The organism is Amycolatopsis sp. CA-161197, assembly GCF_050942255.1.
Taxonomy (GTDB): Bacteria; Actinomycetota; Actinomycetes; order Mycobacteriales; family Pseudonocardiaceae; genus Amycolatopsis.
Window position 1 is genome coordinate 376116 of sequence record NZ_CP192059.1, and the last position, 23011, is coordinate 399126.

Sequence of the window (23011 nt, forward strand, 5' to 3'; positions counted from 1 at the left end):
CGGCTCATGTCGACATAACGCTGCACGTCCGGCTTCACCAGCCGGGCGACCCACGCCACCACACCGATGAGCACGATCAGCAGCAGCAACCGCTTGAACATGGTCAGACCTCCGTCTTGAGGGTGTCTTCCGGGAGACGCGGGGTGGTGCCCCACGCCAGTTCCTTCACCGCACGCACGGCCGCGGGCACGGCGGCCGCGACCTCCTTGCTGAGCCCGATCCCGGACTCGACCGACTTCGGCTCGCAGCCCACGATCAGCACCCGCCCCGCGTCGCCGCCGAGCAGGCGCAACAGGCGGAACACGGCCTCGGGCTGCATGCCGTGGGCGTCGATCACGGGCGCCGCCGCCATCGCGTCGACATCGGCCTCGATCAGCGACAACGTGCCCGGCTCGACCCCGTGCGGCGTGGCGTCGAGCAGGATCGTGGTGTCGTAGCCGCCGAGCAGGTCGTAGGCCAGGTGCAGGCCGGAGACGCCGTAGTCGGCGATCTGCACCCACTCCGGCAGCTCTTCGTGTTCGAGCTGCTTGAGCACTTCGACGCCGAAGCCGTCGTCGCCGAGGAAGATGTTGCCGATCCCCGCCACCATCACCTGCGGTCTCATGTCGGCTCCAGCTCGTCGGGGGAGAAGTAACGGAAGCGGCCGTGGGCGTTCTGCAGGTCGGCGCCCGGGTCGTCGTCGAGGGTCACGGCCACGTGGGTGGTTCCGTCCACATCGGACAGCACCGCGCGCACGGTGGCGACGCGGCCGGTGAGGAACATGTCCTGCGCGTCGGCGCCCCGCAGGTTCGGGTGCAGCCGCACGCGCGAGCCCGCGGCGACGCGGGTTCCGGAGACCACGACGCCGTCGGTCTCCGGGGACACGGAGGCGTCGGCTCCCGGGTCCCACCAGGGCACCTCGGGGTTCGCCGGCAGATCGGTCTGTTCCCCGGTAACCGAACGCAGGTACCGGACGGTGCCGTGCAGCCGGTCGAGCAGCTCCTGCGGCAGGTCGTCCACGCGGTCCACCAGCGCCGCCGCCCGGGGATCCGTGGCGCGGGCCTCGCGCTTCTCGTCGTCGGTGAGCGCCATCGTGCGCAGCGTGAGGATCTCGTCGATCTCGGTGCCGTCGAACAGCTCACCAGGGCTTTCAGGCGCGATCGACGGGTCGTCGTACAGGATGATGGGGGACGCCAGCATCACCCCGCTTCGTGACGACCCGCCGATCAGCACCGGCCACACGCGCTCGTTGACGCACGCCTCGACGGCCGGCTTCGCCCATTCGGGCGGGTCGAGCATCGAGAGGAAGTGACCGGAGTCCACCGCAAGGATCACGTGCGCGGCGAGCAGCGCCCTGCGCAGCGCCGATTCGCGGACGCCGTCCGACGGCCACGTACTCGTGTTGCGCAGGTCCAGTCGCAGCCGCGTGCCGCCGAAGGGGCCGTCGAGCGCGTCGAGGCGAGCCGTGAGCACGCCGGTCAGCTCGCCGGAGCGGCGCACGAGCGTGCAGTGGTCGCCGACGCACTCGCGCGTTTCGGCCGGTGGAACCGAGAATGGCAGCTCCACCGGCTGCGCGAGCAGCTCGGCCACGGGGACCACGAAGTTCAGCTCGTGCTCCACGGCTTCGTCCCACGTCGTGTAGTCCTTGCCGGCCACGGTCACGGAGTCGACGAACCCGTGGCCGTCGTGCACCAGGCGTTCCTGGGCCTGCAGGAACCGCAGCGTCAGGTGCACCGAAGTGTGCTTGCGGGGCTCCAGCAGGCACTCCGTGCGTGAAGTCGCGTACTCGCCGCGCTCCTCCGACGCATACGTTGGCGGCATCAGCACGCCCCACTGCCAGCGCACCCGGTTCTTCCGCGCCGACGCACGGTAGGGGTAGAGCAGGTAACCCTCGTACAGCACGGCGTCGCCGACGGCGCGGGCCTGGTCGAACACGCTGGTCACAGGTCATCACCCACGTTCGCCAGCAGGTGCTCCATCGCCGCGTCCCACGTCGGGATGGCGTGGCGCGACTTGTACCGCAGCAGCGCGTCCACGGTCTCGCGGTGCAGCTTCAGCCACGCGACGTTGGGGAAGTACTGGTTCATCAGCTCCTCCCACGCGGCGATCGGCATGCGGCACTCGGCTTCGGTGTGCCACGGCACGGGCTCGACCCAGAACCCCGGGCCGCCCTTCGCGAACACCGTGCCGCTGAAGAGCAGCACGAGCGGGACCACGCCGTCGGCGAGCGCGTGGAAGTACTTGCCGGCGGCCACTTCCAGGTCGTACGTGCAGGGCACCTCGAGCTGGAACTCCGTGGTGCGCGTGAAGCTCGGCACCATCACCGCCACGGTCGCGAACTGGAACGGCTTCAGCGTCTCGCCCCAGCGCGAAGGGTCGCCGAACAGGTTCGTGAGCAGCTCCGCCTCCCCGCTGCTGTAGCGGCGCCGCTGTGGTTCGATCCGCAGCTGCACCCGCAGCACCAGCGCGTGGATCGGCTGGGCGGTGAGCTCGGTGATCTTCATGCTGAACGCGAGCGTCGGCGACGCCGCGTACTTCACCGGGCGCACGTCCAGGCAGTCGAAAGTCAGCTCAGCCATCCGCGGCGACCTCTCCGCGGGCGCGAAGGTCGGCGAAGAACCGGTCGATGGCTTCGTGCGCTTCGGAGCCGCCGTCGAAGCCGCGCCAGTGCAGGCGGACGAGGCCGACGAGTTCGTAACACACGTCGATCGGCACGAGGAACGCCTCGAAGCCGACGTCGTGCTTGTTGACCAGCACCGCTTCGACGTCGGGGGCCACGGTGGCGAACTCGGGCTGCTCCTGCAGCAGCTCCGTCCACGTGTCCAGCGGCAGCAGCGACTCCGTCGCGCCGGCGGGGCTCGGGTAGAACGCGACTGCGCGCTCCTGCACCGAGTTGTAGAACAGGAACGCCATCCGCACGGGGATCCCGGCCGTCTCCCACAGCGTCGCGCCGGCCGGGAACCGCGCGGTGTGCCGGTAGCGCGTCGGCACCGCGCGGTGCCGTTGGCCGCCGGCGCCGGTGTGCGTGAACAGCAGGTAGCAACCCCGGCAGGTGCACATGATGGTGCGAGATTCGAGGTCGATCACGTGCCCGTGGCCGACGCCGACCGGCTCCGTGCACAGCTCACACCTTTCGCCGGGCGCCGGGCGCTCGGCGGGCGTCAGGAACTTGCGCAGACCGCCCGTCATGCCTGCTCCACGGGGACGGGGCACTCGATCGCTTCGAGCGGCAGCAGCGGACGTCCGCCCGGGCCGGTCTGCTCGGGCACCACCCCGGCCACGATGACGTCGGTGAGCTCCGGCGCGGCCTCGCGCACCACGCGTTCGATGGCCAGCTTCGCCGTGACGGTCGAGGACGGGCAGCCGTCGCACGTGCCCTGCAGCTGCAGCCGCAGCACGCCTTCGGCGTCGATGCCGACGATGTCGACGTCTCCGGAGTGCGAACCCAGGTACGGCCGCACCTCGTCGAGCGCCTCGGTCACACGGTCCAAAGTGGACTTCGGGTGCAGGTCGTGGAGCACCAGCAGCCCGCGCACGTGGTCGTCGCCGGCGAGGCGCTCCAGCAGCACCTCGCCGGCGACGTCCTCTCGCAGGACGGACACGATCGTCGTCAGGCCGGCGCCGTAAAACTCGAGCAGCGTGTGGACGAGGTCCTCAGCCCTGTCCGCCACGGTGCTGCCCGCCTCCGCCGCGAGCTCACCGAGGAGCTGCTCGATTCGTTCGCCTACCTGGCCGATGTCGCGCTCCGTCATGGTTCAGAACACCTCTCCGCCGAACGCGTGGGGGGTGTGGATCCGGTCGAGCGTCTTGCCCTTGCCGGTGTACATGTGCACGCCGCAGGGCAGGCAGGGATCGAAGCTGCGCACGGCGCGCATGATGTCGATGCCCTTGAAGTTCTCCTGCGTGTTCTCCTCGAAGATCGGGGTGTTCTGCACCGCGTCCTCATACGGGCCCGGCGTGCCGAACGAGTCGCGCACGCTGCCGTTCCACGGGGTCGGCGGGTACGGGTGGTAGTTCGCGATCTTGCCGCCCTTGATCACCATGTGGTGCGAAAGGACCCCGCGCACCGCCTCGGTGAACCCGCACGACGCACCTTCCTCGGGCACCTTGAACGGCTCCCACGTCTTCGTGTTGCCACCACGGACCTCCGCGAGCGCGCGTTCCGCGAAGTGCAGCGCGAGGCCGGCCGCGTACGCCTGGAAGTACGTGCGGGCGCGGTTGCGTTCGAGCGCGTTGCTCCACTTCGGGATCTTCCACTCGAAGCTGACCTCGGGTTTCGTGGCCGTGCGCGGCAGGTTGATCACCACGCTGTGCCCGGTGGACTTCACGTAGTCGGTGTCCACGAGGCCGGCCAGCGCCGTGACCCACAGCCGGGCGATCGGGCCGCCGCCGGTGTCGAGCGCGAGGTGGTCGGTGCCGTCGAACCAGCGCGGCGACATCGTCCACGAGTACTTGTCGTCGAAGTCGCGTTTCTGCGGACGCGGGATCGTGTGCTGGTTCCACGGGTGGCGCGAGTCGACGGGGTTGCCCAGCGGGTCGTGCGTCACGAACTTGTCCATGCCCTCCCAGTCCTCGTAGAAGGACGAGCCGAGCAGGATCCGGATGCCGAGGTTGATGTCGAGCAGGCTCGTGGTGACCAGCTTGCCGTCGACGACCACGCCGGGCGTCACGAACATCTTGCGGCCCCACGACTCCATGTTCTCGTAGGTGAAGTCGCAGTACTGCGGGTCGTTGAGGCTGCCCCAGCAGCCGAGCAGGATGCGCCGGCGCCCGACCTCTTCGTAACCGGGGATGGCTTCGTAGAAGAAGTCGAACAGGTCGTCGTGCATCGGCAGGCAGCGCTTCATGAACTCGACGTAGCGCATCAGCCGGGTGAGGTAGTCGGTGAACAGCTGCACCGTCGCGATCGTCCCGACGCCGCCCGGGTACAAAGTGGACGGGTGGACGTGCCGGCCTTCCATGAGGCAGAACATCTCGCGCGTGGAGCGGCTGACCTGCAGGGCCTCGCGGTAGAACTCGCCCTCCAGCGGGTTGAGCGAGCGCATGATGTCGCCGATGGTCTTGTACCCGTGGTCACCCGCGTGCGGCGCCTCGGTGCGGTTGGCCAGCTCCAGCACGCCGGGGTTGGTCTCGGCCACCATCTTCTCGCAGTAGTCGACGCCGACCAGGTTCTCCTGGAAGATGTTGTGGTCGAACATGTACTCGGCGGCCTCGCCGAGGTTGATGATCCACTCGCCGAGGTGCGGCGGGCGCACGCCGTAGGCCATGTTCTGGTTGTAGACCGAGCAGGTGGCGTGGTTGTCGCCGCAGATCCCGCAGATGCGGCTGGTGATGAAGTGCGCGTCGCGCGGGTCCTTGCCCTTCATGAAGATGCTGTAGCCGCGGAAGACCGAAGACGTGCTGTGGCACTCCACGACCTTCTTGGCCGCCCAGTCGATCTTCGTGTAGATCCCGAGGCTGCCGACGATGCGCGTGATCGGGTCCCACGCCATCTCGACGAGGTCGGTCCGGCCCTTGGTGCTGACGGCCTTGTCGCTTTCGGTTCGCGTCATGTCCCCAGTCCCTTCAGCGCCAAGAGGAGCGGTAGCCGGTTTCGAGCTGCTTGCCCTTGTGCCGCCACTTGGGTTCGGCGTCGGCCTTGCGTTCGGTGATCTTGCGCAGGCGCCGGATCACCGAGCCATATGCGCCGCTCGCCAGCGACGAGACGTGGGCGCCGGGCGGTTCGTCCATGAACGGCATGAACTTGTCCGGGAAGCCGGGCATGGTGCAGCCGATGCAGATGCCGCCGACGTTCGGGCAGCCGCCGACGCCGTTGATCCAGCCGCGCTTGGGCACGTTGCACTTCACGACCGGGCCCCAGCAGCCGAGCTTGACCAGGCACTTCGGCGAGTCGTACTCCTCGGCGAACTGGCCCTGCTCGTAGTAACCGGCTCGATCGCACCCCTCGTGGACGGTCGCGCCGAACAGCCATTGTGGACGAAGGTGGTCGTCGAGCGGGATCATCGGCGCGTGGCCGGCGGCCTGGTAGAGCAGGTAGGTGAGTGTTTCGGAGAAGTTGTCCGGGTGCGTCGGGCAGCCGGGGATGCACACGATCGGCAGGCCGGCGCCCGATTTCCAGTCCCAGCCCAGGTAGTCGGGCACGCCCATCGCGCCCGTCGGGTTGCCCTCCATCGCGTGGATGCCGCCGTATGCGGCGCAGGTGCCGGCCGCGACCACGGCGAGCGCCTTGGGAGCCAGGCGGTCGAGCCACTCGCTGGTGGTCATCGGCTGGCCGGTCTCGGGGTTGTTGCCGAAGCCGCACCAGTAGCCCTCGGCCTTGATGGCCTCGTTGGGGATCGAACCCTCGACGACCAGCACGAACGGTTCCAGCTCGCCGCGGTCGGCTTTGTAGAACCACTCGATGAACGTGTCGGCGCCCTTGTCCGGACCGCACTCGAAGTCGATCAGCGGCCAGTGCACCTGGATCTTCGGCAGGCCGGGCAGCGCGCCGAGCACGATCTCCTCGATGCTCGGCTGCGTGGCGGCGGTCAGCGCGACGGAGTCGCCGTCGCAGGACAGTCCGGCATTGATCCACAGGATGTGGATGGGCTTCTCTTCTTCTCGGGCTTGGGTCACGGCTGTTCACCCTCGAGATCGTCGAGCGCACCGAGGGTGAGTTCCCACAGTGCGTGGTAAAGGGTCGTCTGGGCTTCTTGGATGCGGTGCACGGAAGGCGACGGCACGACGAAGAGGTGGTCGATGCTGGTGAGCTCGGCCATCTTCCCGCCGTCGTACCCGGCGATGCCGACGGTGACGAGGCCGCGGCGCGCGGCCTCGTCGAAGGCGGCCAGCAGGTTCGCCGAGTTCCCGCTGGTCGACAGGCCCACGGCGATGTCGCCGCGGCGGCCGAACGCGGCGACCTGCCGGGAGAACACGACGTCGAACCCGATGTCGTTGGACAGGGCGGTGACCACGGCGATGTCGTTGGTGAGGCCGAAGGCGGGCAGGGGCCGCGCGTTTTTGCGGCCGTCGCCGGCGGGGCTCTCGGGGCTGAGGAACAGGCTCGCGAGGTCCTGCGCGTCGGTGGAGCTGCCGCCGTTGCCGAAGGCCAGCAACCGGCCACCGCCGGCGAACGCCTTCGCGAGGTCCCGCGCGCACGCGGCGAGGCGCTCGCCGTCGGTCTCGAGAACCTGACGGCGCAGCGCGACGATCTCGCCGGCTTTCTCCACAGTGGACTGCCGGACCTGGGTCAGGACGGCGTCGAGGTCGCTCTTACCCGCGTACAGGAACGGGTACAGCTCCTCGAGACCACTCGCGCCCACGGAATCCATGGCCGCTCAGCTCCCTCGGCTACTCGGAAATCTCCAGACGTGCGATGGCTTCGCCGGCGTGGACGAGGATTCGGTCGCCGACACCGGCATCCACCAGTGCCACGCTCACTTCTTCCCTGCCCTGGCCGGTATCCACGACTGCGAACCCGAGGTCCAGGAGTTCGACGACGGTCACTTCGACCGCGGTATCGGAACAGGTGATGCACACCCCGTCATGACAGGCGGGGGCCGGTGCTCTGTCGGCGTCATGGGCGTTCACGACGCCACCTCCGGTGTGAGGACACCGGGCTGTTCGAAGAACACGTGCACGAGTTCCCACAGGACGTGGTAGGTCGTGACGTGGATTTCCTTGACCACGCGGGGGTCGTCGGAGCGTGCGTGCAGCACGTGGTCGGCCGTGATGGTGCCCGGCCCGGTTCCGCCCGTGAGCGCGATGGTGAGCATCCCCAGCTCACGGGCGGCTTCGAGACCGCGCCGGACGTTGATGCAGTCCCCGTCGGACGAGATGCCGAGCGCGATGTCCTGCGGCTCGGCGAGGAACTTGATCTGGTAGGCGAAGATCTCGTCGAGGCCTTTTTCGTTCGCGACGCTGGTGAGCGTGGCGACGTCGGCCGTCAGCGAGATCGCCGGCAACGCGCGTTTCCCCACGATCACGGGGTGCACGAACTCCACGGCCACGTGCTGCGCGTCGGTGCCCGCGCCCCCGTTGCCGAACACCACGAGCTTCCCGCCGCGGTGAAACCGCCGCGCCATTCCGTGACACGCCTGCGCCACCGCCTCGGCTTGCGAGCCCAGCTCTCCACCCGGCACGACGCGGCGCTCGAACAGCGCCGCCACCGCACCGGTAGAAGTACTCGGAAAGCCGACCATGGCGGCACTTCCCTGCGCTCGGTGGTGGGAGCAGTCTCGTCCCACACTAGAGCTGTGAGTTGGATCACACAATAGATCGCGGGAATGGGCAGTAATTCACCCCAGTGGCGGCTGGTCATGATCCGCGCGGCAGCGCGCGGAACCGGGTCCGGCGTTTCTTGGGAACGACGTGGGGATGGCTGCGGATTTCGGCGGGTGATGTTGCGGTGGAACCGGGTTCGGGCGTCTGCGGGTTTCGGTCGGGGATTCGGCTCTGAGCTACGGGGCGCTTTCGTTTCTGCGGTCTGTCCACAGGCCACTCCGAGTTGTGGACAACTGGGCGGGGGTGGCGGCGATTTCTCAGAACTGTCGGTGGTGGCCGACAGAATGGGACGGGGACGCCTCCCAAAAAAGCGGCGGCTGTATGTCCGGTTGGGGTTCAAGCCCGGTCATGCTCCCCTTGGGACTCCTCCGCCCGCGACAGCCACGTGTCCGCCTCCTCCGCCGCACCCCTCGCCTGCAGCATCCGCGCCAAGCTCAACATCCCCTGCACATCCCCGGTCTCCGCCGCCGCCCGGAAGAACCGCTCCGCCTTCGCCAGCTCATCCCGCGCCTCGGCCAGGTGCCCGAGGTTCGTCAGCGCCGGGATGCTTCCATGCTCCGCCGCCTTGCGGTACCAGGCCGCGGCTTCGCCCTCGTCGCCGCGGTTGCGGGCCAGGACGCCGAGGTTGGTCATCGCGGCGGCGTCGCCGGCTTCGGCCGCGTCGAGGTACCAGGCTTCGGCCTCGTCGACGTCGCCGCGGCGGTGCAGGAGCAGGCCCAGGCGGACGGTGGCCTCGACGTTGCCGGAGGTCGCGCCCTGGCGGTACCAGGATTCGGCGTCCTGGAGCTTGCCGAAGCGTTCGGACTGGCGGCCGAGCAGGCAGGTCGCCGAGAGGTCGCCGTCGGCGAGGGCCTCGCGCCACCAGCGCGTGGCCTCGCTGTAGCGGCCGCGTTCGCGCATGACGATGCCGACGTCGATCATCGCGGACGTGTTGCCCGTGCTCGCGGCGCGGCGGCACCAGTCCTCGGCCTCGTCGTAGCGGCCGCGTTCGGCGAGCAGGTGCCCGAGCGCGCCCATCGCGTCGGCGTCACCGGTCACGGCGGCCTCGTGGAACCAGTACTCGGCGTCCTCGACGCGGCCGCGCCGTTCGTACGCGCGGCCGAGGCCCAGCATCCCGTGCGGCTCGCCGGCGTGGGCGGCCTCGTGGTACCAGCGTTCGGCCTCGTCGAGCACGCCGCGCTCGGCCAGGAGGTTCGCCAACGCCGTCATCGCGATGCGGTCGCCGCCGGCCGCCGCGCGGCGGAACCACGTCTCGGCCTCCGCCTGCTCGCCGCGTTCGCGCAGCGCCGCGCCGAGGCGTGTCATCGCGACGACGTTGCCGCCCTCCGCGGCCTTGCGCTGCAGGTAGTCGTCGACGCGCGAGTTCCACTTCCGCAGCCGCCCGCTCATCGGCAACGCTCCCTTCCGCCTACCCCCACCCCAGTAGTCGCTCGACGCGCCGCGGACGTGACACCGTGGTCCCGGACACGGTTCGCGCGCAGCTGAGAGTGTCGGCGCGATCACGGGCCTCGCGCCGGGCATACTGCGCCGATCATTACCAATCCGACCACAGTCACGGCCGGATGGCTTCGTAGCAACGGCTACGCGCCGCTTGGGGGTCGGCTTATTTGGTCGGATTGGTACTGCCGCCTCCTGAACCCGTCGAGAGGATCACGCGCGCATGGCCCGGACGTCTCCCACCCAGCGAATCCTGCTGGTCGTCGTGGTTCTCGTGGTGGCCGTCGCCGGGATCTGGTACGCCGGACGGCAGAGCGGCGCCGAGCCCACGGGTGCCGCACCTGCCGACGTCACGCAGCAGCTGGCGGAGCTGAAAATCGCGCCGCGCACGTCGATGTCCGGCTACTCCCGTGACAAATTCCCGCACTGGGACAACCAGGGGCACAACTGCAACACGCGCGAGCTCGTGCTCAAGCGCGACGGCAAGGACGTCAAGGCCGGCACCGATTGCAACCCGACGTCCGGCACCTGGTTCAGCGTGTACGACGCCGAGACCTGGACGAAGCCCGGCGACGTCGACATCGACCACATGGTGCCCCTCGGCCAGGCCTGGGCCAGCGGCGCGCGCGACTGGCCGCAGTCCAAACGCGAGCAGTTCGCCAACGACCTCACTCGCCCCCAGCTCTTCGCCGTGACGGACAACCTCAACCAGCAGAAGGGCGACAAGGCGCCCGACGAGTGGAAGCCGCCGCTGGTGTCGTTCTGGTGCACCTACGCGACGGACTGGGTGACCGTGAAGCACTTCTACGGCCTCACGATCACGACGGGGGAGAAGACGGCGCTGCAGGACATGCTGCGCCGCTGCCCGGCCTGATTCGCGGGCCGGAACTGTCGGACCCCTCGGTTACTGTCCCTGGCATGGCGACCTTCCTCCTCATCCACGGCGGTGGCGGCAGCGGCTGGGAATGGCACCTCGTCGTCGACGAGCTGCGGCGGCGCGGCCACGAAGCCGTGGCGCCGGACCTGCCGCTCGGCAACCCCGAGGCGAAGCTGGCGGAGTTCGCGGCCACGGCCACCGCGGCGGTGGAGGGAAAGCCGGACATCGTCGTGGTCGGGCATTCCTACGGCGGATTCACCGCTGGGCTGGCCGCGGCGCGGCTGGAAAACGCGCGGCTGCTCGTTTTCCTCGCCGGCATGGTGCCCGCGCCGGGGGAGCCGCCGGCCCAGTGGTGGGGCAACGTCGGGTTCGAAGGCCCGGGCGCAGACCTCACCGACACGGAGATCTACCTCGGCGACGTGCCGCCGCAGCTCGCCGCCGAAGCCCTGAGCCGCAGCCGCGACCAGCTCAGCGCGGAGTGGGACGACCCGTGGCCCGACGCGCAGCTGCCCGACCTCCCCACGCGGGTGCTCCTCTGCCGCGACGACAAGTTCTTCTCGCCCGAGCTGCAGCGGCGCGTCGCGCGCGAGCGGCTGGGCGTCGAGGCCGACGAGATCGACGGGTCCCACGGCGTCGCGTTGAGCCGTCCGGCTGAGCTGGCCGAGCGGCTCGAGCGGTATTTCGCCACGCTCTGACACCGCGGCGCCGCCAAATGGTCCAGACCTATTGACCGCTGGCTCGGTGCTCCCTAACGTCGGTCTCCCGTGCACGGTTCCTCCACCCCGGTCCCCACTGGAGGTTCCGAAAGTGAAACTCAGAGCCCTCAGCGCCGCCGTGCTCGCACTCGGCACGCTCGTCACCGTCCCCGTCGCGACGGCCAGCGCCGCGACTTTGCCCGCGTGCCAGCACTTCTACACCGGCCCGATCCCCGACCGCCCCGTCTCCGGCGGCCACGGCCCGGGCTCCCTCGTCGGCGCGGTCAACGTGAGCAACCGCCTGCCCGCGCCCACCGGCGTCTCCGGCGGCCTCGGCGGCGACGGCAAGGTCACCTTCACGTTCTCCCGCGTGCCGGGCGCCAAGGCCTACCGCGCGTTCCGCAACGGCCAGGCCCTGCAGTGGATCAGCGACTGGGGCCAGCCGACGCTCCAGGTCACCGACGCGAGCCCCTGCCAGAACGCCAACTACCAGCTCTACGCCATGACGGCCGAGGACAACTCACCCGGCTCGCTCGGCCAGATCTCCACCGCGTATCGCGTGGGCTCGTCCGGTCAGCTGGCGCCCTACGCCCTCGCCAAGGGCACCACGCTCAACTACCGCGTCACCGCCTACAACGACGTCGCTTAAACCGCCCTCGGCTACCAGGCCGGCCCGGGCTTCTGCGCCGTCGACGCCCGCAACATCCCTTGGGGCACCAGGATTTCCGTCCCGGGCTACGGCCACTGCTACGCGGCCGACATCGGCAGCTGGATCAAGGACGACATCGTGGACGTCTGGCTGCCGGGCAACCAGGCCAACGACTGGGGAGTGCAACGCCTGACACTCACGGTGGAATAGCGAGCCATCGAACAGAAGAAAGGGCTTCCTCGAGTGAATCTCCGCTCGAGGAAGCCCTTTTCCTAGCCCGTCACCACTTGTCGTGCACCAGTGGCCGGATCAGTTCGTCGTACGTGGCCCGCACGCCGGCCGCCGCTTCTTCCGGAAGCGGGGCCAGCCCGGCGGCGACGGTGTTGCTCCGTGCCTGCTCCGCGTTGCGCGCACCCGGGATCACCACGGAAACCCCGAGCTGATCCAGAATCCACCGCAGCGCGAACTGCACCAGGGTCTGCCCTTCCGGCACCAGCCCGCGCAGGCGCTCCACGGCTTCCAGCCCGACCTCGAACGGCACGCCCGAGAAGGTCTCGCCGACGTCGAACGCCTCGCCGTGCCGGTTGAAGTTGCGGTGGTCGTCGGTCCCGAAGGTCGTCGCGGCCGTGTAGCGGCCCGACAGCAGGCCCGACGCCAGCGGCACCCGCGCGATGATCCCGGCGCCCGTCTCCACCGCCTTGGGCAGCACGCGCTCCAGGGGCTTGAGCCGCAGGCAGTTCAGGATGATCTGCACCGAAGCGACGTTCGGCCGCGAAAGTGCCGTCAGGGCCTCGTCACACGTTTCGACGCTGACGCCGTAGGCCTTGATCCGGCCTTCGTCGACCATGCGGTCCAGCGCGTCGTACACGGCGTCCGACGAGTACACGGCGGTCGGCGGGCAGTGGAGCTGGACGAGGTCGAGGGTGTCCATCCCGAGGTTGCGGCGGGACCGATCGTTCCACTCGCGGAAGTTCTTCTCGACGTAGTTCTCCGGCACCTGCTCGGCGCGGCGGCCCATCTTCGTGGCCACGAACACGCCGTCGCCACGTTCGCGGTGGAAGCGGCCGACCAGCGTCTCGCTGCGGCCGTCGCCGTAGACGTCGGCGGTGTCGAAGAAGGTGACGCCCTCGTCGGCCGCCGCGTGCAGCACGCCCATGGCCTCGGATTCGTCGACGGTGCCCCAGTCGGCGCCGAGCTGCCAGCACCCGAGGCCGACGGCGGACACCTCACGCCCCAGCCGGGTGATCTTGCGAGTCTCCATACGAGCGATCCTAAGCGGACCCGGATCAGCGCCGAGCGGTCAAGGCACTCACGCGACCGGTCCCACCGCGAACGCTGCCCAGACGTACTTCCCGCCCGCGCACGGCTCGTAGCCCCACTCCTGCGACAGCACGTGGACCAGCTGCAATCCCCGGCTGCGCGCGGCCTCCGGTGAGGGTTCCTTGAGGCGCGGCACCTGGTGGCCGGCGTCGAAGACGCAGACCACCAGCCGTCCCTCCGAGAGCCGCAGCTCCAGCCGATCCGGCCGCTCACCGTGCTCGAACGCGTTGGTCACCAGCTCGGACGTCGCCAGCAATACGTCGTCCCGCCATTGGTCGCCCACAGCCAGCTCTTCGAGCGCGGCGCGGACAGCGTGGCGGGCGATCGCGGGCGCGGTGACGTCGTCCGGGAGCGCCAGGCGCACGGTGGCGGGTGTCGTGGTGCCTCGCGTCGGCATCTTCGACGTCGTCATGGCTTCCACACCTCCCGACCTGTCCGTTACTCGCACCGGCTTACTACCCAAGCGGGGGGACCCCGAATCAGGTGCCCTCGGTGATGTCGGTCTCGACGAGTCCGGTCCGCAGTTTTTTCAGCGTCGACGCGAGCAAGCGCGACACCTGCATCTGCGAAACGCCCACGCGGCGCGCGATGTCCGACTGGCTCATGCCCGACCCGAACCGCAGCGCGACGATCTTGCGCTCCCGCTCCGGCAGGCTCTCCAGCATGGGCCGCAGCGCCTCGCGCAGCTCCGCCTGGCTGAGGTTCGCGTCGGGCGCGCCGAAGCGCGTGTGCGCGGAGTTCTCCAGCAGGTTGTCCAGCGAAGCGCCGTAGCGGCCCTGGCCGGCGCGCAGGCCTTCGTACACGTCCTCCATCGGCACGCCGAGGTGCTGCGCGATCTCACTCGGGCGCGGCGCGCGCGAGAGCCGCACGGTGAGCTCCTCGCGCGCGGCGGAGATGGACGCGTTGAGCTCTTTCAGCCGCCTCGGAACCCGTACCGACCAGCTGTTGTCCCGGAAGTGGTGACGCAGTTCACCCGAAATGGTGGGGACGGCGAACGCCAGGAAGTCGGTGCCCTGCGTCGGGTCGTAGCGGTCGACGGCGTGGATCAGGCCGACCGTCGCGATCTGCACGAGGTCGTCCATGGCCTCGTCGCGGTTGCGGAACTTCCGCGCTAGGTTGCGGGCGAGCTCCAGGTGCTCGCGCACCAGTCTGTCGCGGATCTCCTCGCGGCGCGGCGAGCCTTCGGGCAGCTGGGCCAGCTCGTCGAACAGCGACGCCACATCGGTTTCGCCGCCTTCGGCGGGGGTGGTCACGGGCGCGCCACCTCGCTCTCCCGGACGAGCTGAACCCGGGAGAGGTACCGGCCCTCGGCCGGGGTCACGGTGCGGCGAGCCGACGTGGCCAGCGCCGTGAGCAGCTGCCAGGACAGACCGGTGTCGTCACCGTGGTCCGGGGTGTCGGCGACCACCGACACGGTGACCTCGATGCGCCCCTCGATCCACGAGAAGACGCAGGTCAGCTTGCCGTCGGCCGAGGACGGCAGGAGCATCGAGCACGCCTCGTCCACCGCCATCCGCAGGTCTTCCACCGCGTCGAGGTCGAAGTCCTGGCGCATCGCGATGTCCGCGACGATCGTGCGCAGCGTGGGCACCACGTGCGGGATGGCCGCCGTCCGCACCTCGATGAGCTGGGCGTCCTCCCGATCGAGCGGGGCGTTGTCCTCCACGTGCGGTCCTCTCTCCGGCTCACTCGGCCGTGTCCTGTGCTGCCCGGTCTGCTCATGCCCGGGGTGTGAGCAAACCAAACCCGGGTTTGATTCGCGCGACCGGCGGGCATGTAGCGGTCGAAGTGCTGATCCCGGGAAAGGTGGGGACGAGATGGCTGACGTGAGCCGGCTGCCCAACGTGGTCGCCGAGGAGTGGGAGTGGCAGCTGCAGGGTTCCTGCCGCGGCGCGGACAGCAGTCTGTTCTTCCACACCGACAACGAGCGTGGGTCCGCACGCGAGCGTCGTGAGTCGCGCGCCAAGGCGATCTGCCAGACCTGCCCCGTGCTGGCGCAGTGCCGCAAGCACGCCATGACCGTACAGGAGCCGTACGGCATCTGGGGCGGCCTCGGCGAGATCGAGCGCCGTGAGCTGTTCATGCGGGAACGCCGCGCCGCCAAGCGCGACCCGCTGTCCGCCTGACCCAGCCCCGAACCCGCCCCGCGTGCCCCGACGGCACGCGGGTCGATGTGTGCGCGGCCGTTCGCCTGAACGCCCTTGCCGCCGTCCGGCTCTTGCTCTCTTGCGCCGTTGTCCGGGACAGTGGCGGCCGACGCGGCGGCGGTCACCCACTGGGTTAGGGTTGGACTTTCCAGATGCCTGGAACCGTGAACGGTTGCCGCTTGAACTACAGGCGCGTACCGGCGCAGCAGCAGCGCCTGACGAGGAGAAACTGCATGCCCGCAGCCGACCAGAACGCCACCCCTCCGGGGTTCGGCATCACGCTGGACACCGAGGCCGCCGAGCCGCGGGTGGTGGTCAACGGTGAGCTCGACCTGCTCACCAGCCCGCAGCTGCAGGAAGCCCTTGCCGGGTTGATCGCGGACAAGAGCTCGCAGCGCGTGGTGGCCGACTTGACCGGGGTGACCTTCTTCGACTCCTCGGCGTTGAACGTGGTCCTGCACGCCCAGCGGCAGGCCCGTGAGCGGGACGTCGAGCTCGCGGTGGTCCCCAGCTCGGCCGTGAGCCGCGTCATCGAGCTCACGGGAGTGGCCGAACACCTGAGCGTGTCGGAGGAACCGCCCGCCTGATCCCCGATACGGTCGCGCGGACCTGAATTCCGCTCGCGACCTGGGGGAGATCCACGATGATGGGGCGCACCCACGCCCTGACCGGCTGGTGCGCGGGGCTCGCCCTCGCGCCCGCGGTCGGCGCCGGTTCCGTGCACCAGGCGGTGGTCTTCGCCGCCACCACAGCCGGCTTCGCGTTGCTCCCCGACCTCGACCACCCCGGCGCCAGCGCGTCCCGCCTCCTCGGCTGGCTGACGGGCGCGCTGTCGTGGCTGCTGCGCCGCGTTTCGGCGGCGGTGTATGCCCTGACGAAGGGGCCGCGCGACGAGAAGGTGACCGGCAAGCACCGCCACCTCTCGCACACGGTGCTCTTCGCTGCCGGTCTGGGTGCGCTCGCATCGTGGGGGGCTTCCGCCGGCGGTCCGTGGGCCGTGTTCGGTGTGATGCTCTTCGGCCTGCTGCTCGCAGAAGGCGCCCTGGGCGACTGGCTGCTGCCGGTCATCATCGGCGCCATCCTGTGGTGGTACCTCACCGCGCCGCCCGATCACGTCGCGCAGCTGCAGCAGATCTCGGGCTGGCTCGGCATCGCCGTGGCGGCCGGCTGTCTGGTCCACTGCCTCGGCGACTCGCTCACCGAGTCGGGCTGCCCGTTCCTCTTCCCGCTGCCCATCGCCGGCGAGACCTGGTACGAGATCCGGCCGCCGAAGATCTTCCGCCTGCGCACCGGCAAAAAGGTGGAGACACGGCTGGTGTTCCCGATTTTCGTCGTCGTGGGCGTGCTTCTGGTCCCCGGCGTGTGGGGCTGGACGACCTCGACGGCCGAACGCCTGTTCAGCCCACCGGCGGCACAGACCGCGACGCAGTGATCCGCTTCGCCGCCGCCGCGGTGTCGGTGTAGTCGCGGGTGTGGGAGATCTTGCCGTCGCGCACGGTCAGCACCATCACGTACGACGAGACGAACGGCTCGCCGCCGAAGTCGCCGTGGAGGTCGAACTCCGTGACGAGCACGGACGGGTCGGTGGTTTCGTGCACGACGACGTTGTCCGCCTTGGTCATGCGGCGCACCGCCGCGGCCGCGCGGAAGCGGCGGCGCAGTTCCTCGCGCCCGTGCGTCACGCGCGGCACGCCGGCCGGGGTGAAGGGCATTTCCAGCACCACGTCCTCGGCGTAGAGGTCGGCGAGGTCGTCCCAGCGGTTCTCCACGGACGCGTCCAGGAACTGCCGGAACACCGTCGCGGCACCGGTCATGGTGTGCGCGGCCGCGGTGTTGGGGAAGTCGCGGTACGCCGTTATCTCTCCATTGTGGACGGTCACCAGCCCGACCGACGACGGGAACCGGTAGCTCTCCCCGGTGTGCGGGTTGCGGCCCTCGACCGTGAGCTCCGCGACGAACCCGTCGGCCAGTTCGCGGACGCCGACTTCCACGGAGTCCAGCCCGAGCGCTCGGGCGCGGACGGCGCCGTCGCCGAGCGTCGCCAGGATCGCTTCGCGGCCCTCGACGCGGTGTCCGTGGAAGGGCAGGTCGTACACGGCTTCGGCGGCGAAGACGTCGGCGAGCGGCGCGGGGTCGAGCGTCTGCATGCTGCGGACGAACAGCTGCGAGATTTCGGACACGGTTCGGCTCATCAGGAGTTCTCCGAGGAAGAATAAGGTTTAATCGGAACGGTGCACCCGGTTCCCACGATACGGAGTGGGCGCTCCGGTTGTCAACGAGATCTGAGGAGGACGCCCGTGGACAAGCCAGTGCTGCGCGCCGACGCGCGCCGCAACCGGGCCCGCGTGCTGGCCGCCGCCGAGGAGGCCTTCGCGGCCGACGGCCTGGCCGTGCCCCTCGACGACATCGCGCGGCTCGCGGGCGTCGGCGCGGGCACGGTCTATCGGCATTTCCCCAGCAAGGAAGCGCTTTTCCAGGCCGTGGTGCTGGAGCGGCTGGAGCAGTTCGCGGCCGAGGCCCGCGAGCTCGTCGACGCCGAAGACCCGGGCGAGGCGTTCTACGACTACTTCGCACGCGTGATCAAGCAAGCCTCCCTAAACCGCGCGATCTGCGAAGCACTCGGCGCCACCACCGGCTCCGCGTACAAGGCAGACGTCGGCACGGAGTTCCGCGCGAACCTCGCCGCCCTGCTCGAACGCGCGCAGGCCGCGGGCGCCGTCCGCACCGACCTCGACGGCGACGACCTGCGTGCGCTCATCGTCGGTGCGTTGGCGGTGGAGCGCTATTCGCCCGGCAGTCACCACCTGGTCCGAGTGCTGCTCGACGGCCTCCGCACCGTCACCCCGGCAGGTCCCTGAGCTTCCGCGGCGGCGACGCGAGCAGGATCGCCGTCGACAACACCAGCCCGACGCCGACGACGTACGGCGTGGTGCGCATCGACGTCACCGTGGCTCAGGCCGCCACCCGCCAGGCTGCCCAGCGGCGCGGTCGCGGATCAGCGTCGTCGAGGTCACGCGGCCCAGCAGCCGCCTCGGCGTGACGGCCTGGCGGAAGCTCACGGGGTAGACGTTGACGAGGATGATCCGGAGTCCCGCGCCCGCACCGCCGGCGACGTACCCGCCCAGGCCGTCTGGCGCCTGTCGCCGCTGCCCTGTGGTCGACCTCGGCCCTCTGCCGATCTCAACTCTCTGTGACCTGCCCTCGTGATCCGCCGATGTCCGCTGCGTGACCCGCCCGAGTTGTCCACAGTGGCATCGAGTTGTGGATAACTCGGGCCTCTGCGCAGCTTTTCAACGGTCCTGTCGGCGCTGGCCGGTAGAATGGAGAGGGGACGCCCCCCTGGGAGGGCGGGGGTTTTGCCTGGTGAGCGCCTCGCAAAGGGTGATTGTCGAGCGCCGAGCCGGGCGCTGGGGCGGCGGGTGGCTGCGGAGCCGGCGCGAGTGTCGTCAGAGCGATCGGGCCGCGAGGGTGGCGCTGCTGGTGAGCGGAAAGCGGCAGAATCCGGTGGCGCCGCACAACGTTTGCTCGTCGAGGCCGGCCGGGACCGGTCGCGGCGAGCCCTTGGACCTGCGGCGCGGTGTCATCTGATCGAAAACTTGAGTTTATTCGGCTCAACTTGCACCGTCTGTAACGGGGCATAAGATCAACGCGACTACTCCTCGTACCCGCGCGTCGGCTCGGCGAGGGAGGTGCCGGTTTGTCCAACACGGCTCCGACCTGGGGTTCTGTCGTCGTAACCGGGCTCGCCGGCTTCGCCGTCGGCCTGCTGGTGGCGGCACTCCTCGTGGCCGGGAACTCGCCGGTGCGTCCGGCTGATTCGTCGGTCCCGTCGTCGCCACCGCCCGCGCAACCGGTCACGGTGACGGTCACGGGTCAGCCGCCACCCCCGGTGACTGTCACGCAATCGCAGTCCGGACAGTCCGAACCCGCGCCGCCCCTGCGCACGACGACGTCGACGGTGTCCGTGACCCGCGAGCCGCCGGCGCCCGTGTCGGAGTCGGGCTCGCCGACGTCGCTGGGGCCGACGTCGGCCATCGCGCCGAACGTCGCCTCGTCGCAGTGGTGATGCAACCGGCCGGGCGCCCCCGTACGTCTGGCTGACGTGCGAAGACACCTGGCCGTCGCCGTCCTCCTGCTCAGCCTCGCCGCCTGCAGCCCACCACCGCTCATGTGCCCGGCGATCGCCGCGCCCGACGGCCTCGCCATCGACGTGCCGCCCGGGCAGTTCAGTCGAGCGGAAGTAACGGCGTGCTGGTCTGGCCACTGCACCCGGCGCCAGGTGGAGTTCCAGAACGCCACCACTGCCGGCCCCACCACCTGCACCGCCACGGCCTGCGCAGCATCGGCCACGCCGACCGGCGGGCGGTACGGGTTCGTCGAGATCCCCGGACTGCCCGCCGAGCCCGTCGACGTCGAGCTCGCCTTCGACGGTGGCCGGCCGCAGCGAACGACCGTCCACCCGTCGGCGCCGAAGGCGAGCCGGTGTGGTGAACCAGGAGTCCAAGTCCGCCTGGTCGTCGGGCCCGACGGGACCGTTCGCTAACCCACGTCCCGCCGGCGCCAGCCGAACAGGCCGACCACCAGGCACGCTACCGCGATCACCAGCAGCCACACGATCGGCGTCGCCGTGAAGGCCGCGCCCGGGAGCTTCGGCGGGTGCTGGAACGGCGAAACATCCAGCACCGCCTGCGGCGCGTTCACCACCGGCCCGAAGAGGCTGATCAGCAGGCCCAACGCACCGGCCGCCCAGGCCAGGCCGGTGAAGCGCGGCAGCAGCCCGAAAAGCAGCGTGCACACCGAAACGATCACCCACGTCGCCGGCACCTGCACCAGCACGGCCGTCAGCATGTCGGCCACGGAACCCCCGACGTCGCCGGAGCGCAGCCCGTGCGAAATGCCCAGCAGCACTCCGCCGACGAGCACCAGCAGGGCCGTCCCGACGTACGCGAACACGAGGTGGCTCGCCGCCAGCCGCAGCCGGCCGACGCGGGTGGCGAGGAGCGGTTCGAAGCGCACGCCCGTCTCCTCGGTGCGCATCCGCAACGTCGCCTGCACGCCGTAGAGCGCGCTGAGCATGGCGAACAGGCTCACCATCGTCGCGAGGAACGCGTCGACGATCGCATCGGAACCGCCGAGGCGCTCGAAGATCTGACGCGTCTGCTCGGTGTCGCCGACGAGGCCGGAGATGCCGCTCGCGATGGAGCCGAACAGCGCGCCGCCGACGGCGAAGCCGATGACCCAGCCCAGCAGCGGGCCGCGTTGCAGCCGCCACGCCAGCGCGAACGGCGTGCGCAGCGAAGCCTTCGCTCCAGGCGGTCCCGGGCGGGGCGGCACCAGCCCGGTGCCGACGTCGCGTCGCGGCAGGAGGGCGTAGCCGGCGGCGCCCAGCACGAAACTCAGCACGACGGGCAGGAGCAGCACCCACCACCGTTCGCCCGCGAAGGGGCGCACCTGCTGCGACCAGCCGATCGGCGAAAGCCACGAGAGCCAGTGGGCGTCGGACGTCGAGTCGCCCGCGCCGCGCAGCAGGAAGGCGACGCCGATCACCGCGGTGCCGATGCCGTTGGCCGTGCGCGAGTACTCGGCGAGCTGCACGGCCACTGCCGCGACGCCCGTGAACACCAAGCCCGCCAACGCCGTGCCCGCGCCGAAGGCCAGCGCACCGTCGGCCGGCAGCTTCGCGCTGATCATCGTGCCGACCTGGATCACGCCGATCAGCACGCTCGCCGCGCCGGAGACGAGGACGGCCGCCGTCAGCGCCGCGTAGCGACCGACCACAGTGGACGCCAGCAGCTCCGCGCGACCCGAGTCCTCCTCGGCGCGCGTGTGGCGCGTGACCGTGAAGACCGCCATCAGCCCGATGAGCAGCGCGAGGAACCCGCCCATGCGCCACGCGATGAAGCCACCCGCCGTCGTGAGGTCGAAGGCGGGGCCGTAGAGCAGGGAGAACGACGGGTTCGCGGCGGCACCCGCGGTGAGTGCCGCGCGGCTGGCGGCGTCGGGGTAGAACTGGTCGTAGCTCGACACCGTGGCGGCCGGGACGATGCTGAGCAGCACGATCCAGATCGGCAGGATCACGCGGTCGCGCCGCAGCGCGAGCCGCGTGAGGTGCCAGGTGCCGACGAGCGCCGTGTTCGTGGCCGGCGCCCGCGTGAGGGTCGCGGTCATTTCCCGGTCCCCTCGGTGTAGTGGCGCAGGAAGAGCTCCTCGAGCGTCGGCGGCTGGCTGACCAGGCTGCGCACGCCGACCTGCGTGAGCTGGCGCAACGCGTCGTCGAGCGAGCGCGTCTCGACGTCGAACTTCACGCGGTTGCCGGTGACCTCGAGGTCGTGGACGTCGGCGAGCTTGGCCAGGCCGTTGGGCGGGCCGGCCAGCTCCGCGGTGATCGACGTGCGGGTCAGGTGGCGCAGCTCGGCCAGCGTGCCGGACTCGACGGTGCGGCCGTTGCGGATGATGCTCACCTTGTCGCACAACGCTTCCACTTCCGCGAGGATGTGGCTCGACAGCAGCACGGTGCGGCCCTGCGCGCGTTCCTCCTGGATGCACTCCTGGAACACCGACTCCATGAGCGGGTCGAGGCCCGAGGTCGGCTCGTCGAGGATCAGCAGGTCCACAGTGGACGCGAGCGCGGCCACGATGGCGACCTTCTGCCGGTTGCCCTTGGAGTACGTGCGGCCTTTCTTGCGCGGGTCGAGGTCGAACCGCTCGATGAGGTCCTTGCGCCGGCCTTGGTCGAGGCCGCCGCGCAGGCGGCCGAGCAGGTCGATCACCTCGCCGCCCGAGAGGTTGGGCCAGAGGTTGACGTCGCCGGGCACGTAGGCGAGGCGGTGGTGCAGGGTCGCCGCGTCGCGCCAGGGATCGCCGTCGAGCAGGCGCACCTCGCCCGCGTCGGCGTGCAGCAGCCCGAGCAGAACCCGGACGGTGGTGGACTTCCCGGCGCCGTTCGGGCCGAGAAAACCGTGGACTTCCCCCACAGGAACCTGGAGATCGAGGCCGTCGAGGGCCTTCGTCCGGCCGAACGACTTGTGGAGGCCGGAGATCGAGATGGCGTTTCCCATGTTTCGGAAGCTACACTTGTTTCACGAAGTTGTGAAGTTAAGAAAATGTCTGGATCTAGTGATCATTGCCTGGGGCGTGCGAGAGGATGGACGGATGACGACGCAGCGAGACGAGGACGCCGTCCGCCGGTACGTCGAGAGCCTGGGCCTCGTGCTGTCGCAGATCGGGATGCAGCGCATGGCCGCCCGCGTCTTCGCGGCCCTGATGACGACCGACGAAGGTCAGCTCACGGCCGCCGATCTGGCGTCGCAGCTGTCGGTGAGCCCCGCGGCCGTTTCCGGTGCCGTGCGGTACCTGGAGCAGGTGGGGCTCGTGACGAAGGTCCGTGAGCCGGGCGAGCGCCGCGACCACTACCGGCTGTACGACGACCTTTGGTACGCGACATTCCTCAAGCGCGACCGGTTCCTGATCATGTGGCGCGACGCGGCCGAGGAAGGCATCGACGCGCTGGGCGCGGACACGCCGGCCGGCAAGCGGCTGGCGGAGATGCAGGACTTCCTGTCGTTCGTGCTGAAAGAGGTCACGAACCTCTACGACCGGTGGCACGAGGAGCGGTCCCGGCAGCGGGCGGCCGAAGCCTGACGGT

Annotated in this window: 28 protein-coding genes and 1 pseudogene; 11 read left to right on the forward strand and 18 right to left on the reverse strand. The window is 69.9% G+C overall.

What is annotated here, in order from left to right; translation table 11 throughout:
- Nucleotides 1-103 precede the first annotated feature (103 nt).
- The 11 genes from ACQPXB_RS01850 to ACQPXB_RS01900 form a co-directional block, all read right to left on the reverse strand.
- Nucleotides 104-604, reverse strand: a complete 501-nt coding sequence (locus tag ACQPXB_RS01850) for a hydrogenase maturation protease (protein ID WP_366577420.1) — start codon at nt 602-604, stop codon at nt 104-106.
- Nucleotides 601-1923, reverse strand: coding sequence for a hypothetical protein (locus tag ACQPXB_RS01855; RefSeq protein WP_432849222.1), 1323 nt, complete (start codon nt 1921-1923; stop codon nt 601-603). Before ACQPXB_RS01855 ends, ACQPXB_RS01850 begins: the two co-directional genes overlap by 4 nt.
- Nucleotides 1920-2558, reverse strand: coding sequence for a DUF6084 family protein (locus tag ACQPXB_RS01860; RefSeq protein WP_366577424.1), 639 nt, complete (start codon nt 2556-2558; stop codon nt 1920-1922). Before ACQPXB_RS01860 ends, ACQPXB_RS01855 begins: the two co-directional genes overlap by 4 nt.
- A complete protein-coding gene (locus ACQPXB_RS01865; protein ID WP_366577426.1) occupies nt 2551-3168 on the reverse strand; it encodes a DUF5947 family protein in 618 nt (205 codons plus the stop codon). Before ACQPXB_RS01865 ends, ACQPXB_RS01860 begins: the two co-directional genes overlap by 8 nt.
- Nucleotides 3165-3731: a NifU family protein gene (locus ACQPXB_RS01870; protein ID WP_366577428.1), complete on the reverse strand. Its 567-nt coding sequence runs from the start codon at nt 3729-3731 to the stop codon at nt 3165-3167. The genes ACQPXB_RS01865 and ACQPXB_RS01870 overlap by 4 nt, the downstream gene beginning before the upstream one ends.
- Before the next feature lie 3 nt (nt 3732-3734).
- A complete protein-coding gene (locus ACQPXB_RS01875) occupies nt 3735-5531 on the reverse strand; it encodes a nickel-dependent hydrogenase large subunit (protein WP_432849223.1) in 1797 nt (598 codons plus the stop codon).
- 13 nt (nt 5532-5544) lie between these two features.
- Nucleotides 5545-6594: a hydrogenase expression protein HypE gene (locus ACQPXB_RS01880; RefSeq protein ID WP_366577432.1), complete on the reverse strand. Its 1050-nt coding sequence runs from the start codon at nt 6592-6594 to the stop codon at nt 5545-5547.
- Nucleotides 6591-7289, reverse strand: coding sequence for a D-sedoheptulose-7-phosphate isomerase (locus ACQPXB_RS01885; protein ID WP_366577434.1), 699 nt, complete (start codon nt 7287-7289; stop codon nt 6591-6593). Before ACQPXB_RS01885 ends, ACQPXB_RS01880 begins: the two co-directional genes overlap by 4 nt.
- Before the next feature lie 19 nt (nt 7290-7308).
- A complete protein-coding gene (locus tag ACQPXB_RS01890) occupies nt 7309-7497 on the reverse strand; it encodes a HypC/HybG/HupF family hydrogenase formation chaperone (protein WP_366577902.1) in 189 nt (62 codons plus the stop codon).
- A 47-nt stretch (nt 7498-7544) separates the two neighbouring features.
- Complete coding sequence (locus ACQPXB_RS01895) at nt 7545-8159, reverse strand: D-sedoheptulose-7-phosphate isomerase (protein ID WP_432849224.1); 615 nt, start codon at nt 8157-8159, stop codon at nt 7545-7547.
- A gap of 418 nt (nt 8160-8577) precedes the next feature.
- The gene (locus ACQPXB_RS01900) at nt 8578-9630 is read right to left on the reverse strand and encodes an SEL1-like repeat protein (protein WP_366577438.1); all 1053 of its coding nucleotides are present in this window, start codon (nt 9628-9630) and stop codon (nt 8578-8580) included.
- Nucleotides 9631-9901: 271 nt separating this feature from the next.
- Here ACQPXB_RS01900 and ACQPXB_RS01905 point away from each other — a divergent pair, with 271 nt between their 5' ends.
- From ACQPXB_RS01905 to ACQPXB_RS01920, 4 genes and pseudogenes are all read left to right on the forward strand, one after another.
- Nucleotides 9902-10552 carry an HNH endonuclease family protein gene (locus tag ACQPXB_RS01905; RefSeq protein WP_432849225.1) on the forward strand — a complete coding sequence of 217 codons (651 nt, stop codon included), beginning with the start codon at nt 9902-9904 and terminating at the stop codon, nt 10550-10552.
- A 44-nt stretch (nt 10553-10596) separates the two neighbouring features.
- Nucleotides 10597-11250 carry an alpha/beta fold hydrolase gene (locus ACQPXB_RS01910; protein WP_432849226.1) on the forward strand — a complete coding sequence of 218 codons (654 nt, stop codon included), beginning with the start codon at nt 10597-10599 and terminating at the stop codon, nt 11248-11250.
- A gap of 112 nt (nt 11251-11362) precedes the next feature.
- Nucleotides 11363-11899, forward strand: coding sequence for a hypothetical protein (locus tag ACQPXB_RS01915; RefSeq protein ID WP_432849227.1), 537 nt, complete (start codon nt 11363-11365; stop codon nt 11897-11899).
- Between the two features lie 48 nt (nt 11900-11947).
- Nucleotides 11948-12109: pseudogene (locus tag ACQPXB_RS01920) on the forward strand (3D domain-containing protein); the annotation flags it as partial.
- A gap of 70 nt (nt 12110-12179) precedes the next feature.
- Here the strand turns inward: ACQPXB_RS01920 and ACQPXB_RS01925 are convergent.
- From ACQPXB_RS01925 to ACQPXB_RS01940, 4 genes are all read right to left on the reverse strand, one after another.
- Nucleotides 12180-13160, reverse strand: a complete 981-nt coding sequence (locus tag ACQPXB_RS01925) for an aldo/keto reductase (RefSeq protein WP_432849228.1) — start codon at nt 13158-13160, stop codon at nt 12180-12182.
- A gap of 48 nt (nt 13161-13208) precedes the next feature.
- Complete coding sequence (locus ACQPXB_RS01930) at nt 13209-13631, reverse strand: ATP-binding protein (RefSeq protein ID WP_432849229.1); 423 nt, start codon at nt 13629-13631, stop codon at nt 13209-13211.
- A 67-nt stretch (nt 13632-13698) separates the two neighbouring features.
- Nucleotides 13699-14472 (reverse strand): SigB/SigF/SigG family RNA polymerase sigma factor, encoded by a 774-nt coding sequence (locus ACQPXB_RS01935; RefSeq protein ID WP_364044307.1) that lies wholly within the window; start codon nt 14470-14472, stop codon nt 13699-13701.
- Nucleotides 14469-14885, reverse strand: a complete 417-nt coding sequence (locus ACQPXB_RS01940; RefSeq protein WP_366577451.1) for an anti-sigma factor — start codon at nt 14883-14885, stop codon at nt 14469-14471. Before ACQPXB_RS01940 ends, ACQPXB_RS01935 begins: the two co-directional genes overlap by 4 nt.
- Nucleotides 14886-15036: 151 nt before the next feature.
- Here ACQPXB_RS01940 and ACQPXB_RS01945 point away from each other — a divergent pair, with 151 nt between their 5' ends.
- The 3 genes from ACQPXB_RS01945 to ACQPXB_RS01955 all read left to right on the forward strand — a co-directional run bounded on the left by ACQPXB_RS01945 (nt 15037) and on the right by ACQPXB_RS01955 (nt 16798).
- Nucleotides 15037-15345 (forward strand): WhiB family transcriptional regulator, encoded by a 309-nt coding sequence (locus ACQPXB_RS01945; RefSeq protein ID WP_326567734.1) that lies wholly within the window; start codon nt 15037-15039, stop codon nt 15343-15345.
- A gap of 254 nt (nt 15346-15599) precedes the next feature.
- The gene (locus ACQPXB_RS01950; RefSeq protein WP_432849230.1) at nt 15600-15953 is read left to right on the forward strand and encodes an STAS domain-containing protein; all 354 of its coding nucleotides are present in this window, start codon (nt 15600-15602) and stop codon (nt 15951-15953) included.
- A gap of 59 nt (nt 15954-16012) precedes the next feature.
- Complete coding sequence (locus tag ACQPXB_RS01955; RefSeq protein WP_366577904.1) at nt 16013-16798, forward strand: metal-dependent hydrolase; 786 nt, start codon at nt 16013-16015, stop codon at nt 16796-16798.
- On the opposite strand, the gene ACQPXB_RS01960 is transcribed toward ACQPXB_RS01955, so the two are convergent.
- Entirely contained in the window at nt 16764-17558 is a 795-nt protein-coding gene (locus tag ACQPXB_RS01960) for a nuclear transport factor 2 family protein (RefSeq protein WP_432849231.1), read from the reverse strand. The two genes, ACQPXB_RS01955 and ACQPXB_RS01960, sit on opposite strands and share 35 nt — an antisense overlap.
- A gap of 105 nt (nt 17559-17663) precedes the next feature.
- Here ACQPXB_RS01960 and ACQPXB_RS01965 point away from each other — a divergent pair, with 105 nt between their 5' ends.
- The 3 genes from ACQPXB_RS01965 to ACQPXB_RS01975 all read left to right on the forward strand — a co-directional run bounded on the left by ACQPXB_RS01965 (nt 17664) and on the right by ACQPXB_RS01975 (nt 19909).
- Complete coding sequence (locus ACQPXB_RS01965) at nt 17664-18224, forward strand: TetR/AcrR family transcriptional regulator (RefSeq protein WP_366577455.1); 561 nt, start codon at nt 17664-17666, stop codon at nt 18222-18224.
- 839 nt (nt 18225-19063) lie between these two features.
- Complete coding sequence (locus ACQPXB_RS01970; protein WP_432849232.1) at nt 19064-19432, forward strand: hypothetical protein; 369 nt, start codon at nt 19064-19066, stop codon at nt 19430-19432.
- A 36-nt stretch (nt 19433-19468) separates the two neighbouring features.
- Nucleotides 19469-19909 carry a hypothetical protein gene (locus ACQPXB_RS01975; RefSeq protein ID WP_432849233.1) on the forward strand — a complete coding sequence of 147 codons (441 nt, stop codon included), beginning with the start codon at nt 19469-19471 and terminating at the stop codon, nt 19907-19909.
- Here the strand turns inward: ACQPXB_RS01975 and ACQPXB_RS01980 are convergent.
- Both ACQPXB_RS01980 and ACQPXB_RS01985 read right to left on the reverse strand, forming a co-directional pair.
- Entirely contained in the window at nt 19906-21534 is a 1629-nt protein-coding gene (locus tag ACQPXB_RS01980) for an ABC transporter permease (protein WP_366577461.1), read from the reverse strand. The two genes, ACQPXB_RS01975 and ACQPXB_RS01980, sit on opposite strands and share 4 nt — an antisense overlap.
- Nucleotides 21531-22424, reverse strand: a complete 894-nt coding sequence (locus ACQPXB_RS01985) for an ABC transporter ATP-binding protein (protein ID WP_432849234.1) — start codon at nt 22422-22424, stop codon at nt 21531-21533. The genes ACQPXB_RS01980 and ACQPXB_RS01985 overlap by 4 nt, the downstream gene beginning before the upstream one ends.
- 94 nt (nt 22425-22518) lie before the next feature.
- On the opposite strand from ACQPXB_RS01985, the gene ACQPXB_RS01990 reads away from it, so the two are divergent.
- Nucleotides 22519-23007, forward strand: a complete 489-nt coding sequence (locus ACQPXB_RS01990) for a GbsR/MarR family transcriptional regulator (RefSeq protein ID WP_366577465.1) — start codon at nt 22519-22521, stop codon at nt 23005-23007.
- The last annotated feature ends 4 nt before the right edge of the window (nt 23008-23011 follow it).

Coding starts and splice junctions, on each gene's coding strand:
- ACQPXB_RS01990 (WP_366577465.1), top strand. CDS start 22,519: ATGACGACGCAGCGAGACGAGGACGCCGTCCGCCGGTACGTCGAGAGC.
- ACQPXB_RS01980 (WP_366577461.1), bottom strand. CDS start 21,534: ATGACCGCGACCCTCACGCGGGCGCCGGCCACGAACACGGCGCTCGTC.
- ACQPXB_RS01950 (WP_432849230.1), top strand. CDS start 15,600: ATGCCCGCAGCCGACCAGAACGCCACCCCTCCGGGGTTCGGCATCACG.
- ACQPXB_RS01870 (WP_366577428.1), bottom strand. CDS start 3,731: ATGACGGAGCGCGACATCGGCCAGGTAGGCGAACGAATCGAGCAGCTC.
- ACQPXB_RS01885 (WP_366577434.1), bottom strand. CDS start 7,289: ATGGATTCCGTGGGCGCGAGTGGTCTCGAGGAGCTGTACCCGTTCCTG.
- ACQPXB_RS01930 (WP_432849229.1), bottom strand. CDS start 13,631: ATGACGACGTCGAAGATGCCGACGCGAGGCACCACGACACCCGCCACC.
- ACQPXB_RS01900 (WP_366577438.1), bottom strand. CDS start 9,630: ATGAGCGGGCGGCTGCGGAAGTGGAACTCGCGCGTCGACGACTACCTG.
- ACQPXB_RS01960 (WP_432849231.1), bottom strand. CDS start 17,558: ATGAGCCGAACCGTGTCCGAAATCTCGCAGCTGTTCGTCCGCAGCATG.
- ACQPXB_RS01985 (WP_432849234.1), bottom strand. CDS start 22,424: ATGGGAAACGCCATCTCGATCTCCGGCCTCCACAAGTCGTTCGGCCGG.
- ACQPXB_RS01905 (WP_432849225.1), top strand. CDS start 9,902: ATGGCCCGGACGTCTCCCACCCAGCGAATCCTGCTGGTCGTCGTGGTT.
- ACQPXB_RS01875 (WP_432849223.1), bottom strand. CDS start 5,531: ATGACGCGAACCGAAAGCGACAAGGCCGTCAGCACCAAGGGCCGGACC.
- ACQPXB_RS01860 (WP_366577424.1), bottom strand. CDS start 2,558: ATGGCTGAGCTGACTTTCGACTGCCTGGACGTGCGCCCGGTGAAGTAC.
- ACQPXB_RS01850 (WP_366577420.1), bottom strand. CDS start 604: ATGAGACCGCAGGTGATGGTGGCGGGGATCGGCAACATCTTCCTCGGC.
- ACQPXB_RS01955 (WP_366577904.1), top strand. CDS start 16,013: ATGGGGCGCACCCACGCCCTGACCGGCTGGTGCGCGGGGCTCGCCCTC.
- ACQPXB_RS01865 (WP_366577426.1), bottom strand. CDS start 3,168: ATGACGGGCGGTCTGCGCAAGTTCCTGACGCCCGCCGAGCGCCCGGCG.
- ACQPXB_RS01895 (WP_432849224.1), bottom strand. CDS start 8,159: ATGGTCGGCTTTCCGAGTACTTCTACCGGTGCGGTGGCGGCGCTGTTC.
- ACQPXB_RS01925 (WP_432849228.1), bottom strand. CDS start 13,160: ATGGAGACTCGCAAGATCACCCGGCTGGGGCGTGAGGTGTCCGCCGTC.
- ACQPXB_RS01945 (WP_326567734.1), top strand. CDS start 15,037: ATGGCTGACGTGAGCCGGCTGCCCAACGTGGTCGCCGAGGAGTGGGAG.
- ACQPXB_RS01910 (WP_432849226.1), top strand. CDS start 10,597: ATGGCGACCTTCCTCCTCATCCACGGCGGTGGCGGCAGCGGCTGGGAA.